This is a genomic window from Thioclava sp. F42-5, assembly GCF_002213195.1.
Classification (GTDB): Bacteria; Pseudomonadota; Alphaproteobacteria; order Rhodobacterales; family Rhodobacteraceae; genus Thioclava; species Thioclava nitratireducens.
Genome location: NZ_NBNZ01000004.1, coordinates 332,991 through 349,753, shown reverse-complemented (window position 1 = coordinate 349,753; position 16,763 = coordinate 332,991). Strand labels below are relative to the sequence as shown.

The window sequence follows — 16,763 nt, the reverse complement described above, 5'->3', positions numbered from 1 at the left end:
CTGACCCGCCTGCCCGGATTCAGCGCCGGTTCATCGCATCGCGCAGCGCCGCGCCGAAGGCACCATTGCCGCTGTCTTTTGCTGGCGCCTTGCCTTGCCCCTTGCCGGCCCCTTTGCCACGGGGGCCTTGCGGGCCGGGTTTACCCCGATCCTGCCCCTTGTCTTGCCGCGCCGGGCCGTTGCCCCGCGCAGGAGCGCCGCCCTCGGATTGCTTGCGCATCGACAGGCCGATCCGTTTGCGCGGGATGTCGACCTCGGTCACGCGCACGCGCACCACGTCGCCCGCCTTCACCACCTCATGGGGATCCTTCACGAAACGATCTGCGAGCTGGCTGACATGCACCAGACCGTCCTGATGCACGCCGATATCCACGAAAGCGCCGAAGGCGGCCACGTTGGTGACGGTTCCCTCGAGGCTCATCCCCGGCTTGAGGTCTTTGATATCCTCGACCCCGTCGGTGAATTGCGCGGTCTTGAAGGTGGGGCGCGGATCGCGACCGGGTTTTTCCAGTTCCGCGAAGATGTCGCGAATGGTGGGCAGGCCGAACTCGTCGGTCACGAACTGCTCTGCACGCAGGCCTTTCAACGCCGTCGGCTGGCCCATGATCTCGCGGATGTCGCGGCCGCAGCTTTGCACGATCTTGCGCGCGACCGCGTAGGCTTCGGGGTGGACGGACGAGGCATCGAGCGGCTCTTCGCCATCGCGGATACGCAGGAAGCCCGCGCATTGCTCGAAGGCTTTGGGGCCGAGCCCCGCCACCTCCATCAGCGCGCGGCGCGAGGGGAAGGCGCCATGCGCGTCGCGATGCGCGACGATGGCCTGAGCCAGCGCGGGACCAAGCCCCGCCACCTGCGCCAGAAGCGGCGCGGAGGCCATGTTCAGGTCCACGCCCACCGCGTTCACCGCATCCTCGACGACCGCCTCCAGCGCCTGCGACAGGCGGCGCTGATCCACGTCGTGCTGATATTGCCCGACGCCGATGCTCTGCGGTTCGATCTTCACCAGTTCCGCCAGCGGGTCCTGCAGGCGCCGCGCGATCGAGACCGCGCCGCGCAAGCTGACATCCAGATCGGGGAATTCGCGCGCGGCCAGTTCCGAAGCCGAATAGACCGACGCCCCGGCTTCCGAGACCACCACTTTCGTCGGCGCGCGCACCCCCGGCGGCAGGAGTTTGAGCGTGTCGGCAACCATCCGTTCAGTCTCGCGGCTGGCCGTGCCGTTGCCGATCGCGATCAGCTCGATCCCGTGGCGCTTGACCATGTCGATGATCTTCGCCTCGGCGCCGCGCAGGTCCATCTTCGGCTGGAACGGGTAGAGCGTAGCGGTCTCCAGAAGCTTGCCGGTCGCATCGACCACCGCCGCCTTCACCCCGGTGCGGATGCCCGGATCGAGGCCGAGCGTCGCGCGCGGACCGGCCGGGGCAGCCAGCAGCAGGTCATGCAGGTTACGCGCGAAGACCTTGATCGCCTCGTCATGGGCGCGCTGACGCAGCTCACCCAGCAGATCCACATAGAGCGAGACCGAGAATTTCACCCGCCACGCCCACCGCGCCACGTCGCGCAGCCACAGATCGCCCGGGCGTCCGGCCTGCGTGTCGAGGGTCGCTGCGATCTTGCCGATCGCGCGGTCTTCACCGGTCTCCGGATCGGGCGCGATCTCCATCGTCACGATCTCTTCCTTCGCGGCGCGCAGGATGGCGAGTGCCCGGTGGCCGGGAATGTCGGCCCATTTCTCGCGATGGTCGAAGTAATCCGAAAACTTCGCGCCCGCCTCTTCCTTGCCCGGCACGACGCGCGCGGCGATGAAGGCCTCGGCGCGCATGAAATCGCGCAAATTGCCAAGCAGCTCGGCGTTTTCCGACAGTTCCTCGGTCAGGATGTCGCGCGCGCCGGTCAGGGCGTCCTTCGGCGTGGGCACGGCCTCGGTAACGTAATCCTCGGCCAGCACTTCAGGCGCGGCGTTCCGGTCTTCCTGAATGGCGCGCAACAGCGGCTCCAGCCCGTTCTCGCGCGCGATCATCGCCTTGGTGCGGCGCTTGGGCTTGAAGGGCAGGTAGATATCCTCGAGCGCCGCCTTGCTTTCGGCCCGCGCGATCGAGCGCGCCAGATCGTCGGTCAGCTTGCCCTGCTCGCGGATCGAGTTGAGGATCGTCTCGCGCCGCGCCTCCATCTCGCGCAGGTAACCCAGCCGTTCCGAGAGCGTCCGCAGCTGCGTATCGTCGAGCCCGCCCGTGACCTCCTTGCGGTAGCGCGCCACGAAGGGCACGGTCGCCCCGCCATCGAGAAGCCCGATCGCCGCGGTCACCTGCGCGGGCTGCGCCGCGATATCCGTGGCAATGGTCTGCGCGATGCGGGCTTGGACGGGGGCGGAATCAGTGTGGGCCAAGGCTGTCTCCTGAAAGTCGGGCCGCCAGCAATACCCGCCTCCTCGAGCGGGGAAAAGGGGCAAGGCCGGGGGCGGGCCGGATTGCGCTGGTCTGTTGACGGACGGATCGGTTCGATATGGGGGTTTGCAGGGAGATTGGCTGCGCCTCTTGTCGCGAAGGCTTTTCATCCGACGCACTTAGCGTGGTTCGGGACTCCGTTTCAGGCCTTGAGACGAAAATCGGACAGGAAAGCGGCGAGCGCGGAGACCGCCTGCCCCATATCGCCGGCGCTCGCATATTCGGCCGGGTTATGGCTGATCCCGCCCTTGCAGCGCAAAAACAGCATCGCGATCGGGCAGAGATCGGCCATGGCGGAAGCGTCATGCGTGGCCCCCGAGGGCAGCTCCGGCGCGGCCTCTCCGGTCACGTTGCGCACAGCTGCGGCGAGCCCCTCTCGCAGCGCTGCATCGCAGGCTTGGGCGGGCTGCGCATAGGTCTTCTCGATCTCGATCTGCGTCGCCGTCGCCTCCGCGATCAGCGCGCAGAGCGGGCCAAGCGCCGCGCCCATTGCGGCACGGGCCGGGTCTTCGGCGGCGCGGATCTCAATGGTCAGATCGACCCGCGCGGGAATCGCGTTGACCACGTTGGGCGAGACATCGAGCTGCCCGACCGTCGCCCGGATACCGTGATCGCGCGCCATATCGTGCACGCCGCGCACCAGATCCGAGGCTGCCAGCAGCGCGTCGTGGCGCATCTCCATCGGCACGGTGCCCGCATGTCCCGCCTCGCCGGTGATCGTGACACGATGCCGCTCGATCCCGGAAATCGCGGTGACGACGCCGAGCGGCTTGTCTTCGCCCTCAAGCACCGGGCCCTGTTCGATATGCAGCTCCACATAGCCCGCGACACTGACCGGATCGCGCGCCAGCGCCGCAGTGCCCTCCGGGTCTCCGCCAAAAGCCTCGAGCGCCGCGCCGAGGCTTACGCCCGTCTTGTCCACCATCGCGAAAACGGACGGATCGAGCGTGCCGGCCAAGGCGCGCGGTCCGATCAGCGCGGTCGGGAAACGCACGCCTTCCTCATCAGCGAAGGCCAGCACTTCCACGGAAAACGGCAGAGCGCGATCGCCAATCGCCTCGAGCGCCAGGCATCCCAGCGCCACCCCCATGATCCCGTCGAACGCACCACCGGCACGCACGCTGTCCTGATGAGAGCCGATCAGCAGCGTGGGTGCCCCCTCAGGCCCTTCCCTCCGCCCGATCAGCGTGCCCGCCGCATCGAGCGTGACCTTGCAGCGCGCTTTCTGCATCCAATCCGTGATGATCTCCACCGCCGCCTCGTGCTCGGGACCGAAAGGCAGCCGGGTCACGCCGGGACCGGGCTCGGAAACTTTCGCGATCGTCTCCAGCCGCTCTTGCGCTACTGCACCCCAATCCTGCATGGCACCACCTCTATTTATCATGATAAATAGTTGTCTACTCTTTTGATGTGAATTGGTCTAGGAGAAACGCCAGTGTGTTTCCCCAACAGAGATCCGATGCCCCGCAAGCCCGCCACCGAACCGAGACGCTCTCGCCCCGCCCGCGTCGCCGATCAGATCAAGGACTGGGTTGTCGCGCAGCGCCTGAAGAAGGGAGATCGCCTGCCTGGCGAGACGGAGATGATCGAACGGTTCGGCATGGCCAAGGGCACGATCCGCGAGGCAATGCGACTGCTGGAGGCCCAGGGACTGGTGACCACGCGCACCGGGCCGGGCGGCGGTTCCTTCGTGGGGGAAGTCAGCGAAGAACGCGCCAGAGCGCTTCTCGGCAACTACTTCTATTTCAAGGATCTCACCGTCGCGGATATCTACCAGATCCGCCGTGCGCTGGAGCCCGAGGTGGCGGCGAGTCTTGCCGGCAGGCTGTCCCCCGACGATCTGGCCGAGCTGGAAGCGCTGGTCGCGCGCTACTCCGTCCCTGCATCCACGCCCGAGGAAGAACGCGAGCAGCATGTGCAATCTCTGCAGTTCCACGCAGCGCTGGCGCGGCATTCAGACAATCCGCTCCTGTCTTTCCTGATCCGCTTCATGGCGCAGATCCTGTCGGACCTGACGGTCTACAAAAAACTATACGCCCCGCCCAATCGCGAGCTTTGGGAGAGCGGGCGCAACCACCAGATCGCCCTGATCGACGCCCTGCGCGAGGGCCGCGCCGAGGACGCCCGCAAGATCATGGCCGATCACATGGCCACCGCCCAGCGCTTCATGGAGGCGCAGGAGGCGGAGGTGATGAAACGGTTCATCGCCGAGTGACGCGGGTTTTCGCGCCGAGCGCCGCGCCCGAGCCTCGGGTGGGCGCTTTGTAACGCGTGTCGCTTAGTGACTTATTTCGCAAACCCTAAATGCGTTGATGCCTGCGCCGAGGCCGCCAATGCGCCCTTCCGGGGGGGGAGGGTTGGGCGCGGCCCGGGGCCGGTCGCCCCGCGCCAAGTTCCGACCTATTCCGTCCCGGTCTCGGGCAGCGGGAGGGGTTCGGGCTCGACCAGATCGGGCGCGCGATAAGGGTCGTCGAGGGTCGGCACGACACGCGTCCAGCCGTGATAGGGCTCGGCCCGGGCGGCGGCGAGCAGGTCGGCCAGATCTTCGAGCGGTTTGGCGGAGCGGTCGATGCGCAGCGTCAGCGGCGTGACTGCACGCGAGGCAACCAGCAACGCTGCCGAGAGCAAGCCGCGACTGTCGCCCCCTGCCCGCGCGCCTGCGACGAGGGCCGCCATCAGCCGGTCGGGCATCGCGCCCTTCGTTGACAGGTAGGTATCGCGCACCGCGGCGATTACCGACCAATCGGCGAGCATATTGCCCGAGACCACCACGCCCGGCCCTTCCAGCGCGCCACAGACCGGAACCGACATTTTTCCGGTAAAATGGCCCGTGTCCCCGTGCAGATCGATCGCGGCCAGTTGGCGGTGGGCGCGTCCGGTATCCGGGTCCGTCACCTGGGCCACGGCGTCGCCGGCGGACATCCCGGTCTTCATCTTCTCCAGCACATCCTCGCCCCAGAGTGTCGAAGGCGCGGTGCCCTGGCTTGCCGACAATCCCGATTCGGCCCCGCCGCGCAGCACCCAGCCGCCGACGCACAGGCTGCCCGTCATGGCCGCCCCGCCAAAGGTGCCTGTTTTTTCGTCATATGCCAGAATTGATACCGTCACGGCGGAACTCCGTTGATCTGCGCCCTTGCATTTATCATGATAATTTGCCCTCATGCAATCATCACCAATAAAAATCAGCCATGCTGAACAGGAGAGGTAACATGACGAAACTCACCCTTACGCGGCGCGGTCTTCTGATCTCGGGCGTGGCGACGGGCGTCCTGATGGGAACCGGTCTGCCCTCGATGGCGGCGACCCCGCCAGGCGTTCTGGTCGTCGGCCAGATCGCGGAACCCAAGGCGCTCGATCCGGCGGCGGTCACCGCTGTGAACGACTTCCGCATCCTGATGAATCTCTATGACGGGCTGGTGCGCTACAAATCCGGCACGCTCGAAGTGGAACCGGCCCTCGCCGAGAGCTGGGACATCTCCGAAGATGGCAAGACCTACACGTTCCATCTGCGTCAGGGCGTGAAATTCCATGACGGCTCGGATTTCGACGCCGAGGCGGTGAAGTTCAACTTCGAGCGGATGCTCGACGAGAACCACCCCTATTACCACACCGGCCCCTTCCCGCTCGCTTTCTTCTTCTCGAGCGTGGACACGATCGACGCGAAAGACCCCCAAACCGTGGTGTTCACGCTGAAAGAGCCCTATGCGCCCTTCCTGTCGAACCTCGCCTATCCGACGGGGCTGATCGTCTCGCCGACGGCGGTGAAGAAATTCGACAAGGATTTCGGCCGCAACCCGGTCGGCACCGGACCCTTCACCTTCAAGGAATGGCGCCCCAACGAGGCCGTCGTGGTCGAGGGCAACCCCGACTACTGGGACACGCCCACCGCGCTCAAGGCGGTCATCTTCCGCCCGATCACGGATGCCAATACCCGCGTGGCCGAGATGCTGGCCGGCGGGATCGACTTGATGGTCGAGGTGCCGCCCGTGGCGCTCAAGGAGTTCCAGAACGACAAGTATCACCTTGTCGAGCAGGCGGGGCCGCATCTGTGGTTCCTGATCCTCGATTGCGCCAAGGGGCCGTTCAAGGACAAGAAGGCCCGTCAGGCCGCGAACTACGCGATCAACAAGGAAGCGATCGTCAACGACGTGCTCGAAGGCACGGCGACGGTCGCCAACGGCCCGACGCCCGCCGCTTTCGCCTGGGCGCATGACGACAGCCTCGACCCCTATCCCTACGATCCGGAGAAAGCCAAGGCGCTTCTGAAAGAGGCTGGCGTGGCCGAGGGCACGGAAGTGACCTTCTACGTCACCGATGGCGGCTCGGGGATGCTCGACCCGGTGGCGATGGGCACCGCGATCCAGGCCGACCTGAAGGCGGTGGGGCTGAACGCAAAGATCGAGACTTTCGAGTGGAACACCTTCCTCGGAAAGGTGAACCCAGGGCTCGACTCGAACGGGCAACATGTCGACATGGCCGAGATGGCATGGATGACGAACGACCCCGACACCCTGCCCTATCTTGCGCTGCGCACCGATGCCTGGCCCGACAAGGGCGGGTTCAACTCGGGCTATTACTCGAACCCCGAGGTCGACAAGCTGCTCGAAGAGGCGCGCACCGCAACCGATCAGTCCAAGCGCGCCGAGCTCTACAAGAAGATGCAGCAGATCGTGCATGACGACGCGCCTTGGGTCTTCGTGGCGAACTGGAAGCAGAACGCGGTGACCAATGACAAAGTGTCGGACTTCACGCTGCAGCCCTCGTTCTTCCTGCTCCTCAAGGACGTGACGAAGGCCTGATCTTTCCGGGGTGCGCGGGCCACGACAGGCCCGCGCACCCCTTTTTCCATCCTTTGCGCGTCACCCAAAGGGAGACCAATGGGCAGCTATATCCTCAAACGGCTCTTGCTGGCGGTGCCGGTGATCCTCGGGATCACGGTGATCGTTTTCCTGATCATGGCGATGATCCCGGGCGACCCGGCCACCGCAATCCTTGGAAGCTATGCCACCCCCGAGAACGTGGCGCGGCTGAACCGCGATCTGGGCCTCGATCAGCCCTTGGTGGCGCGCTATTTCATCTGGCTGGGGAACATGCTTCACGGCGATTTCGGGCAGAGCTTCTCGCTCAACCGTCCCGTCATCGACGAGGTGCTGGAGCGGTTCAACAACACGCTGATCCTTGCGGGCACCTCCTTCGTTCTATGCACGGTTTTCGGCATTCTCGCAGGCGTAATTTCGGCCGCGCGTCAGTATGGATTCGCCGACAAGGCAATCACCTTCGTGGTGCTTCTGGGCATCTCGATTCCGTCCTTCTTCCTCGGAATGATGATGATCCTGATCTTCGCGGTGGACCTGCAATGGCTGCCGGTCTCGGGGATGTATGCGATCTATGGCGGCGGCGACCTGCCCGACCTGATCCATCATCTCACGATGCCCGCGCTGGCACTTGCGGTAGTGGCGATCGGCGTGGTGGCGCGGCTGTCGCGCTCGGCCATGCTGGAGGTGCTGCGGCAGGATTTCATCCGCACCGCGCGCGCCAAGGGTGTGAAAGAGGGCCGCGTGATCTGGGGCCATGCGCTCCGTGCGGCGATGGTCTCGATCATTCCGGTGCTGGGCATTCAGGCGGGCTTCGTGCTGTCGGGCGCGGTCTATATCGAGATCGTGTTCCAGTGGCCCGGCATCGGGCGGATGCTGGTCGATGCGATCTTGCAGCGTGATATCCTGCTCGTCCAAGGCGGCGTCGTCTTCGTTGCCAGCTGCTATGTCATCTTCAACATCATCGTCGATGTCGCCCAGAGCCTTCTAGACCCGAGGATCAAGACATGAGCGCGTTCTTCAAACTTCTCGCGCGCAACCGTCTGGCGCTGGGGGGGCTGATCGTGATGGGACTGGTGGTTCTGATGGCGCTGATCACGCCGCTGCTGCCGCTCGCCGATCCGGATGCGACGAACACCGCGAACCGCTTCCTGCCGCCGTTTTCCGAGGGCGCGTTTCTGGGCACGGATGCATTGGGGCGCGATCTGCTCTCTCGGCTTCTCTGGGGCACGCGGCTGTCGCTGGCCGTGGGCTTTGCCGCCGCGCTTTTCGCGGCCGTCGCGGGCGCTGCGGTCGGCATCATCGCGGGCTTCTATGGCGGGCGGACCGACAACATCATCATGCGCGCCGTCGATATGCTGATGGCGTTCCCGTATATCCTGCTGGCGCTGGCGATCGTGGCCGCTCTCGGCCCCGGCCTCGTGAATGCGTTGATCGCGGTGGCGGTGGTCAATATCCCCTTCTTTGCGCGCAACATCCGCGGCATCACCGTGGGCCTCGCACATAAGGAATTCGTCGATGCGGCGAAGCTCGCGGGCATGTCCAATGCGCGCATCATCACCTCGGAGATTCTGCCCAACGTGGTGCCCGTCATCGTGATCGCGATGTCCACAACGATCGGCTGGATGATCCTCGAGACCGCCGGCCTGAGCTTCCTCGGCCTCGGCTCGCAGCCGCCGCAAGCCGATCTCGGGAGCATGCTGGGCGAGGCGCGCTCGGCATTGATTACCAACCCGCATACCTCGGTCATTCCCGGCCTCATGATCCTGATCATCGTGATGAGCATCAACCTGCTGGGCGACGGCGTGCGCGACGCGCTCGACCCGCGGCTGAAATCGGGCGCGCTGAGCCGCCCCATGGCCGCGACCCGCGTTGAACGCAAGGACCGTCCTGCGCCCGAACAGCCGACCGACGGCATCCTGAGCCTTGAGGACCTGCACACCCAATTCCAAGTGAAGGACCGCATCTACAAGGCTGTTTCGGGCGTCTCGCTGTCGGTCAAACCTGGGGAATGCCTCGGGGTGATCGGCGAGAGCGGCTCGGGGAAATCGGTGACGGCACTGTCGATCATGGGGCTCGTGGCGTCACCGCCCGGCGTCATCACCGGGGGCGCTGCACGCCTTGAAGGCCGCGACATGATCGGCGCGCGCTATGGCGATCTGCGAAGTCTACGCGGTCGCCGCGTCGCCTATATCTTCCAGGACCCGCTGGCGACGCTACACCCGCTCTACAAGGTTGGCGATCAACTGGTGGAAGCTATTTCGTGCCATCACTCGATCTCGAAATCCGAAGGGCGCGAAAAGGCGATCGAACTCCTGAAATCCGTGCGCATCCCCAATGCGGAGAGCCGCGTGGACAGCTACCCGCATGAGATGTCGGGCGGCATGCGTCAGCGCGTCGGCATCGCGATGGCGCTGGCCAACGACCCGGACGTGATCATCGCGGACGAGCCCACCACCGCGCTCGACGTGACGGTGCAGGCGCAGATCCTTTCGCTGCTCGACGATCTGCGGCGGGAACGCGGGCTCGCGATCATTTTCATTACCCATGATTTCGGCGTGGTGGCCCAGCTGTGCGACCGCTTGGCGGTGATGTATGCGGGCCGGATCGTCGAGGAAGGACCGACGATGGAGATCCTGCGCGCGCCCGCCCACCCCTACACGTCGCGCCTGATCGCCTGCGTGCCTGAACTGGGCGAGGGCAAACGCAAGCTCGAGGCGATCCCGGGCCTGCCGCCTTCGGTTGACAATCTGCCGGCAGGCTGTGCCTTTGCGGATCGCTGTCTGAAGGCGCAACCAGCCTGCAAAGAAGGCGAGATACTGCTCGAGGGGACCGGATCGCGCACCGTGCGCTGCCTCTATCCCGAGCCCCGTTTCGCGGAGGAGACCGCATGAGCATCGCCCTGCAGATCACGGACCTGTCGAAGACCTTCCCCGTCGGCAAGAAGCTGTTCGGCGGCACGAAAGGAGCCGTGAAAGCGGTCCACCCGATGACGCTGAGCGTGCAGACTGGCGAGACGCTCGGCATCGTGGGCGAGTCCGGCTGCGGCAAGTCCACGCTGGCGCGGATGTTGGTGGGCCTCCTGCCGCCGACCACCGGCACGATCGAAATCGAGGGCTCGGCCCTCGACAACGCGGACCCGGCCGAATTCGGCAAGCGCATCCAATATGTATTTCAGGACCCGATCAGCAGTCTCAACCCGCGCAAGACGATCCGGCAGATCATGGATGCGCCGCTGAAGCTATTGCACGGAATGGACCGCGCCGCGCGCGAGAAACGTATTCTCGAGATTTTCGACAGCGTGAACCTGCGCGCCGATTTCCTCGACCGGTATCCGCATGAGTTCTCCGGCGGTCAGGCGCAGCGCATCGGCATCGCACGCGCGCTTGCGGCGCAGGCCCGCATCCTGATCCTCGATGAACCCGTCTCCGCGCTCGATGTCTCGGTGCAGGCGCAGGTGCTGAACTTGCTGGCCGATCTGAAACGCGAATTCGGACTGACCTACCTGTTCATCAGCCACGATCTGGCAGTGGTCGAGGCGGTCAGCGACCGGATCGCGGTTCTCTATTTTGGCTCGGTGGTCGAGGAAGGCCGGGCCGAGGAAATTTTCGCCCATCCGCGCCACCCCTACACGAAGCTGCTGGCGGAAAGTGCGCCCGTAGTCGGTCGCGCGCTATCGGACCCGGAGCAGGGCCAAGCGGAACTGCCGAACCCGCTCAATCCGCCGAAGGGCTGCGCCTTCGCAAAACGCTGTCCTTATGCGAGCGAGCAATGCCTCGGCGCTCCCCCGCCCCTGACCGAAATGGGCGCCGATCAGAGGGTCGCCTGCTATCACCCCCTGCCGACACCCGGGCACCTCTGACATTACCCTGATCGGGTGGCGGCGTTGATTTCCAGAATTTCCGCGGGCGAGTAGGGCTGACCAGTCTGGTCCACGAGGTCGTGGAACCAAGCGCCGTCCTCGCCGATCTTGGCCGTGCCTGACACACCGTCGGGCCAAGGCAGCCAGGTTTGACTGCGCCCGCGCACGAAGCCCCATTGCAGCGCTCCGACGCCGGTTTCGCGAAACAGCGGGATCTGCTCGGCGATCGTGCTGTCGAGACTGCGTGCCATCCATTCAGTGCAGATCAAGGGCCGCTTCAGCGCGCTGAGCGCCGCGATCGTGGCCTCCATTCTCGCGCGCGGCACATAGGCGTGGAAGGTCACGACATCGGAGAGCGCGAGCGCGGTTCGGTCAATCTCCGTCGCGTAGGATGTGCCCTCTCCAGGCACCGACCACGCGGCCACGGTAAGCGGCTGGCTCGGGGCGCACTCCCGCGCCCAGGCGAAGCAATCACGCATCAGCGACAGGCTCGCTTGCTCAAGCCTATCTGGATAGCTCTCATAGCGACCGGAGCGAAAAATCATCCGGTTTCCCGGCTCGTTATAGAGATCCCACAAGATGACGCGGGAATCTGCGCGGAACCGCATGACGATCGCGCGCAGATAGGTTTCCAGCTCGGGCCGACGGGACGGATCCTCGACGATCGCTCTGCCGGGGCTGCCTACGGCGCGACTGTTATGGACGGCGGGCACGGGGTCGGGCTGTGGCCCGGGCGTGGCCGGCTCGCCAGAGAATTCGCAATCGTCGAACGGGCAGAGAATGACGCCAAGACCGTGCGAAGCCGCGATGGCCAGAAAGCGGTCCACCCGGTCGAGCAGCCCGGTCCCCTCGGCCTGCCAGACGACGAAGGGCAGGTTGACGCGCACGACGTTGAACCCGATCTCGCGCGCCCAGCCCAGTTCGCGTTCGATGACCTCGGGGGCGAAATCCGCGCCGCGCCAGAACTCGACGAAGTTGACCGCGACGCTCGGCAGGTAGTTGAAGCCACAAAGCCATCCGATCTCGCGGCGCCATGCCCAGGCGCGTTCAACGCTCCACCGGTCTGCCTGCTCAAGCCTGTCGTCTTTCATCATATCCTCATGGGGCTGGGAGGTCCGGAGGCGTGCCGGTCGGACGCCTCCGGGGGTGGACTGCGAACGCAGCCGGTTACTGGTCGAGGATGTCCTGCACCTCGTTCTGCGCTTCGGCGAGGGCATTCTTCGGGTCCTTTCCGGTCAGCCAGATCGATTGCAGGTTGCGGTTCAGCGCGTCCTGAATCTTGCTGTAGTCCGGCGACGCCGGCGTATCGCGCGCGATCTTCTCGGTGCCCACGTATTCGGCACGGTGCGGCAGATCGCGATAGGCCTTACTCTCGAGCACCGACTTACGCACCGCCATGTGGCCCGTGCGCGCCCAATCCGCGTCGTGATTGTAGATGAAGGCTGCGACCTTCAGCGCGGCTTTGTATTTCTCGGGGTTCCGATCCTTCAGCGTCGAGGGGATCGCCCAGGTGTGGTTGTCAGCCCAGGTGGCGGGCTGGTCGAAGAGCTGCGGGAAATCGGAGACGTAGTAGTCCTTCAGCCCGGTATCGGGGTTCTCCGCCTGCTTGGTATATTCGTTGACCACCCAAGTGCCGTTGACCAGCACCGCCGCATTGCCATTGAGGAATTCCTGCTGGCTGTCGGCATAGTTCAGCTTGGGGTTGGCATAGCCGCCATCGAAGAGCTGGGTGATCGCCTTGACCGCGTTGAGGGCCTCGGGCGTATCGATCGTCGCAGTATCGCCGTCGAAAATGTTCGAGCCCTGCTGCCAGATCAGAGACAGGACCAGCCGCACACCGATCGGGAATTGCGAGAAATCGGCGGCGAGATAGTCCTTGCCGGTCGCTTCCTTCACCTTCTTGGCTTGGGCGAGCAGTTCCTCGGGGCTGTGGGGAAGGATCGGCTTGCCGTCCTTCACGAGGCCCGCCTTCTTCATGATGTCCATGTTCACGTGCCAGAGGTTGGCGTGGAAATCCATCGGCACGGCGACGATCTTGCCGTCATATGTCACGGCCTTTTTCGCCCCCTCGGTCCAGTCGGACGTGTCGATGCCCGCGGCTTCGAGGTCCGGCCCGATATCGGCCAGAGCGCCCAGCGAGGCGAATTCGGGGATCGAGGAGCGGTGAATGACGAAGATATCGGGCGGATCGCCCGCCGCGAACATCGCCTTCACGTGGTCGTAGTAATTTCCCCAATCGGTCGGCAGAGTCTTCACCGTCACATCGGGAATTTCCTGGCTGGCCGCATTGATGATCGACTGGATGATGCAGGCTTCGCCGACGCTGGTATGCGTGTCGGTTCCCGCATCCTCGCAGGCGCCGAAGAACCGCGCGAGATTGACGGTGACGGGCTCGGCCGCAGCCGGGCTTGCCAGCCCCGCCGCAAGCGCCAGGCCCAGAGCAAGATGTTTCATGATTTCCTCCCGTTTGAATGGGGCAAGCGCGCCCCGGTTATCCCTTGCTTCCGCCTACGGTCATCGCTTGCACGACGTAGCGCTGGAAGATCAGGAAAAGGACGACGACCGGAAGCGAGGCGATCACACCCGAGGCCATCACGCGGCCCAGCCCTTCCGATTGCGCGAAGTTCGATTGCAGGCTCGCAAGGCCCAGCGTGATGGTGAACATCTCCTTGTGGCTCGCCGAAACCAGCGGCCAGAGATAGTCGTTCCACGCGTAGAGAAACGTCAGGATCGCGAGCGTCATCATCGCGGGCCGCGCGAGGGGCAGCATCACGAACCAGAAGATTTGGAACGGTCCCACCCCGTCGATGCGCGCAGCATCCTCGATATCCTTCGGCGCGGCCTTGAAGAACTGCATCATCAGAAAGACGCCGATCGGCACTGCCACCCGCGGCAGGATCAGCGCGCCATAGCTGTTGTGCCAACCGAAATTGGCAAACATCGTATAGAGCGGAATGAAGATCGCCTGTTCCGGCACCATCAGACCGAGCAGGATGAAGATGGTGATGGCCGTCTTGAACCGAAATTGGAGCCGTGCGAGCGCATAACCTGCAGTCGTCGAGACGGCGAGCACCGCGAAGGTCATGCCCCCCGCCACGACGATCGAATTGAGAAACCAACGCGGCGTATCCCCGAAGGAAAAGAGCTTCGCGTAATTGTCCCACGTGAAGGGGATCGGAATCATCCCCAGCCAGGTCGAAGCGGTGGTTCGCGCCAGAACCTCGTTCGGCTGGAACGAGAGCGATACCATCCACAGCGTCGGCACGAGCCAGATAAAGGCGGGAACGGCGAGCGCTATGCAAAGCCAGTAATAGCTACGTTTCGACGTCATTCGCTTTTCTCCCGACCGATGAGGAACTGGATCACGGCGAAGACGCTCATGATCGCGAAGAGAAAGACCGCCATGGCCGAGGCGCGCCCGATCTCGCTGTCGCGGAAAGCCGACTGGTAGATGTAGCGCACCAGCACCTGCGTGCGGTCATCCGGGCCGCCCTGCGTCATCAGGTGCGACTGCCCGAAGACCTGGAAATGCAGGATGATCTGCAAGACGACGACGAGCGTGATGGTCCGTTTGAGGTTCGGCAGGGTGATGAACCAGAACGATTTCCATCCTCGCGCATTGTCGAGGGCCGCCGCCTCGTAGATTTCGCGGTTGATGTCCTGCATCCCGGCGAGGAACAGGATCATGGCGATGCCGAGCGACCACCAGATCGTCGTGACCACGATCGCCAGCATCGCGAAATGCGGATCCGTGAGCCAGCTGACCGGAGACCCGCCGAATACCTGGATCACGTTGTCGATCAGCCCCTGCGTAGGTGAGAACATGATCTGCCAGATCAGGGTTACGACCGTCACCGAGAGAACCTGGCTCAGGAAGAACAAGGTGCGGAACACGGCCATCATCCGGGTCTCGCGATTGAGCGCTGCCGCCAGCAGAAGCGCCGCAATCGTGGTGCCGGGGGCTGCGAGCGCCACGAACAGCACCGTGTTGCCAACGGTCGGCCAGAACCTGCGATCGAACCAGCGACCGCCTTCACCGGGCGTGAAGCCGAGGAGGAGAAAGATGAGTAGCGCCGCGATCGCGATCGGGATCGCGCTGCGGCCACTCAAACGACCCGCCCGGTGAAGTCCAAACGCACCGGCCAGAACGGCAAGCGCGAGAAGCTGAATGAGGGGGTGCGAGACCGGCCCCCAGGTGATGTTTCGCCCCCAGAGCATGTGAACGTAATTGTGCAGCCCGACCCATTTCGCCGCCGCGGGGTTCATCGCCACTGCGAGGAGGTTCCAGTCATGCAGGCTGATCCAGACGCCTTTGAAGAAAGGGTAGACGAGAAAGGCGCAATAGGTGGCGAGAAATGGGGCCAGAAGCGCCCATGCCGCCTGCTGCTGCGAGAGCGTCCTTTTGCGTTTCCCGATCGTTTGCCGTGCCATGCGCCTCCTCCCAAAGCTCGCATTAGCCCTTGTGCTAATAATATTAGCAATGTCAGATAGAGACCGTCGCCTGTCAACAAATTTTCCTCGGACCCTGGATTTCCCCGATGCAAGAGCCTGAAAAGAAAAAGCAAAAAAAAGCGAAAGTGACGATGAAAGACGTGGCTCTCGCAGCCGGGGTGTCGCAATCGACGGTATCGTTCGTGCTGAACGGGCAGGAAGACATGCGGATCGGCAAGGAGACTCGGGATCGGGTTCTCAAGGCCGCCGAGACATTGGATTACCGATACCGTTCTGCCGGGCGCCCGCCGTCGCGCAGCCGCCCGACGACTTACGGCTTCATGATCGACGAAATCGCGACGAGCCCCTTCGCGTCCATCTCCATCGAGGCGTTCCAGGAGCAGGCCTGGTCCGACGGCGCGCTCGTCGAGATAGCAATGACCGGTGGCGATCCGGGCTACGAGCAGCAGGTCCTGCAGAAATGGCAACGCGATGGGATCGACGGGGTGGTCTATGCCTCGATCCTGACGCGCGAGGTGTCACCACATCTCGCGCTTCGCAAGCATCGCGCTGTGCTGCTCAATTGCCATGACAAGGAAGGCCTGTTCCGCGCGGTGGTGCCTGCGGAGCGGCGCGGCGGCCACGCCGCGACCATGGCTCTGATCGGCGAGGGCTATCGACGGATCGCTTTCATCGCGGGCGAAGCCTGGATGGAGGCGTCCGAGCAGCGTCAGGAGGGTTTCATCCGCGCGATGCGCGAAAGCGGTCTGGAGCCTGCACCCGAGTTGATCCGACAGGGGAATTTCATGCCGAGCGGCGGCTACCGCGAAACCCGCGAGTTGCTCTCCCTCGATGCGCCCCCCGAGGCGATTTTCTGCGCCAACGACCTGACCGCACTCGGGTGTTATGAAGCGCTGAAGGAACACGGCGTGCGCGTCGGAGCGGATATCGCCGTGGTCGGTTATGACGACCAGGAGATTGCGCAGCACCTCTCGCCCGCGCTCTCGACGGTGCTTCTTCCGCATGGCGAGATGGGACGATGGTGCGCCCGGCAGCTGCGGGCGAAATCGACCCTGCTTCCGCGCGTCGAGCGCATGGCCTGTCCTTTCGTTGCGCGGCAGTCGCATTTGAGAGCGCCACTCACGACCGATTAAAGCCTCGCTTCGGCTGGCATCACGCTTCCATGGAGCCTTCCCTTCGGTCTGACCCTCT

Annotated in this window: 13 protein-coding genes; 6 read left to right on the top strand and 7 right to left on the bottom strand. The window is 64.3% G+C overall.

Going from position 1 to position 16,763, the window contains the following annotated elements; genetic code table 11:
- Positions 1-19: 19 nt before the first annotated feature.
- Both B6V74_RS13245 and B6V74_RS13240 read right to left on the bottom strand, forming a co-directional pair.
- Positions 20-2,386, bottom strand: a complete 2,367-nt coding sequence (locus tag B6V74_RS13245; protein WP_075777263.1) for a Tex family protein — start codon at positions 2,384-2,386, stop codon at positions 20-22.
- A 200-nt stretch (positions 2,387-2,586) separates the two neighbouring features.
- Complete coding sequence (locus tag B6V74_RS13240; protein WP_088723029.1) at positions 2,587-3,807, bottom strand: M20 family metallo-hydrolase; 1,221 nt, start codon at positions 3,805-3,807, stop codon at positions 2,587-2,589.
- 96 nt (positions 3,808-3,903) lie between these two features.
- Between B6V74_RS13240 and B6V74_RS13235 the strand changes: the two genes are divergently transcribed.
- On the top strand, positions 3,904-4,659 hold the full coding sequence (locus B6V74_RS13235) for an FCD domain-containing protein (RefSeq protein WP_075777261.1): 756 nt from the start codon (positions 3,904-3,906) through the stop codon (positions 4,657-4,659).
- A gap of 185 nt (positions 4,660-4,844) precedes the next feature.
- Here B6V74_RS13235 and B6V74_RS13230 read toward each other — a convergent pair whose 3' ends face one another.
- Entirely contained in the window at positions 4,845-5,606 is a 762-nt protein-coding gene (locus tag B6V74_RS13230) for a DUF1028 domain-containing protein (protein WP_276206156.1), read from the bottom strand.
- 47 nt (positions 5,607-5,653) lie between these two features.
- On the opposite strand from B6V74_RS13230, the gene B6V74_RS13225 reads away from it, so the two are divergent.
- The 4 genes from B6V74_RS13225 (at position 5,654) to B6V74_RS13210 (ending at position 11,120) form a co-directional block, all read left to right on the top strand.
- Positions 5,654-7,243, top strand: coding sequence for an ABC transporter substrate-binding protein (locus B6V74_RS13225; RefSeq protein WP_088723027.1), 1,590 nt, complete (start codon positions 5,654-5,656; stop codon positions 7,241-7,243).
- Positions 7,244-7,321: 78 nt separating this feature from the next.
- A complete protein-coding gene (locus B6V74_RS13220) occupies positions 7,322-8,269 on the top strand; it encodes an ABC transporter permease (RefSeq protein ID WP_088723026.1) in 948 nt (315 codons plus the stop codon).
- Positions 8,266-10,152, top strand: a complete 1,887-nt coding sequence (locus tag B6V74_RS13215) for a dipeptide/oligopeptide/nickel ABC transporter permease/ATP-binding protein (RefSeq protein ID WP_088723025.1) — start codon at positions 8,266-8,268, stop codon at positions 10,150-10,152. The genes B6V74_RS13220 and B6V74_RS13215 overlap by 4 nt, the downstream gene beginning before the upstream one ends.
- On the top strand, positions 10,149-11,120 hold the full coding sequence (locus tag B6V74_RS13210) for an oligopeptide/dipeptide ABC transporter ATP-binding protein (protein WP_088723024.1): 972 nt from the start codon (positions 10,149-10,151) through the stop codon (positions 11,118-11,120). Before B6V74_RS13215 ends, B6V74_RS13210 begins: the two co-directional genes overlap by 4 nt.
- A gap of 2 nt (positions 11,121-11,122) precedes the next feature.
- On the opposite strand, the gene B6V74_RS13205 is transcribed toward B6V74_RS13210, so the two are convergent.
- The 4 genes from B6V74_RS13205 to B6V74_RS13190 form a co-directional block, all read right to left on the bottom strand.
- Entirely contained in the window at positions 11,123-12,211 is a 1,089-nt protein-coding gene (locus B6V74_RS13205; RefSeq protein WP_088723023.1) for a cellulase family glycosylhydrolase, read from the bottom strand.
- 76 nt (positions 12,212-12,287) lie between these two features.
- Positions 12,288-13,574 (bottom strand): extracellular solute-binding protein, encoded by a 1,287-nt coding sequence (locus B6V74_RS13200; RefSeq protein WP_088723022.1) that lies wholly within the window; start codon positions 13,572-13,574, stop codon positions 12,288-12,290.
- Positions 13,575-13,611: 37 nt separating this feature from the next.
- The gene (locus tag B6V74_RS13195; RefSeq protein ID WP_088720603.1) at positions 13,612-14,451 is read right to left on the bottom strand and encodes a carbohydrate ABC transporter permease; all 840 of its coding nucleotides are present in this window, start codon (positions 14,449-14,451) and stop codon (positions 13,612-13,614) included.
- Positions 14,448-15,551 carry a sugar ABC transporter permease gene (locus tag B6V74_RS13190; protein WP_088720604.1) on the bottom strand — a complete coding sequence of 368 codons (1,104 nt, stop codon included), beginning with the start codon at positions 15,549-15,551 and terminating at the stop codon, positions 14,448-14,450. Before B6V74_RS13190 ends, B6V74_RS13195 begins: the two co-directional genes overlap by 4 nt.
- 152 nt (positions 15,552-15,703) lie before the next feature.
- On the opposite strand from B6V74_RS13190, the gene B6V74_RS13185 reads away from it, so the two are divergent.
- Complete coding sequence (locus B6V74_RS13185; RefSeq protein WP_168184227.1) at positions 15,704-16,705, top strand: LacI family DNA-binding transcriptional regulator; 1,002 nt, start codon at positions 15,704-15,706, stop codon at positions 16,703-16,705.
- The last annotated feature ends 58 nt before the right edge of the window (positions 16,706-16,763 follow it).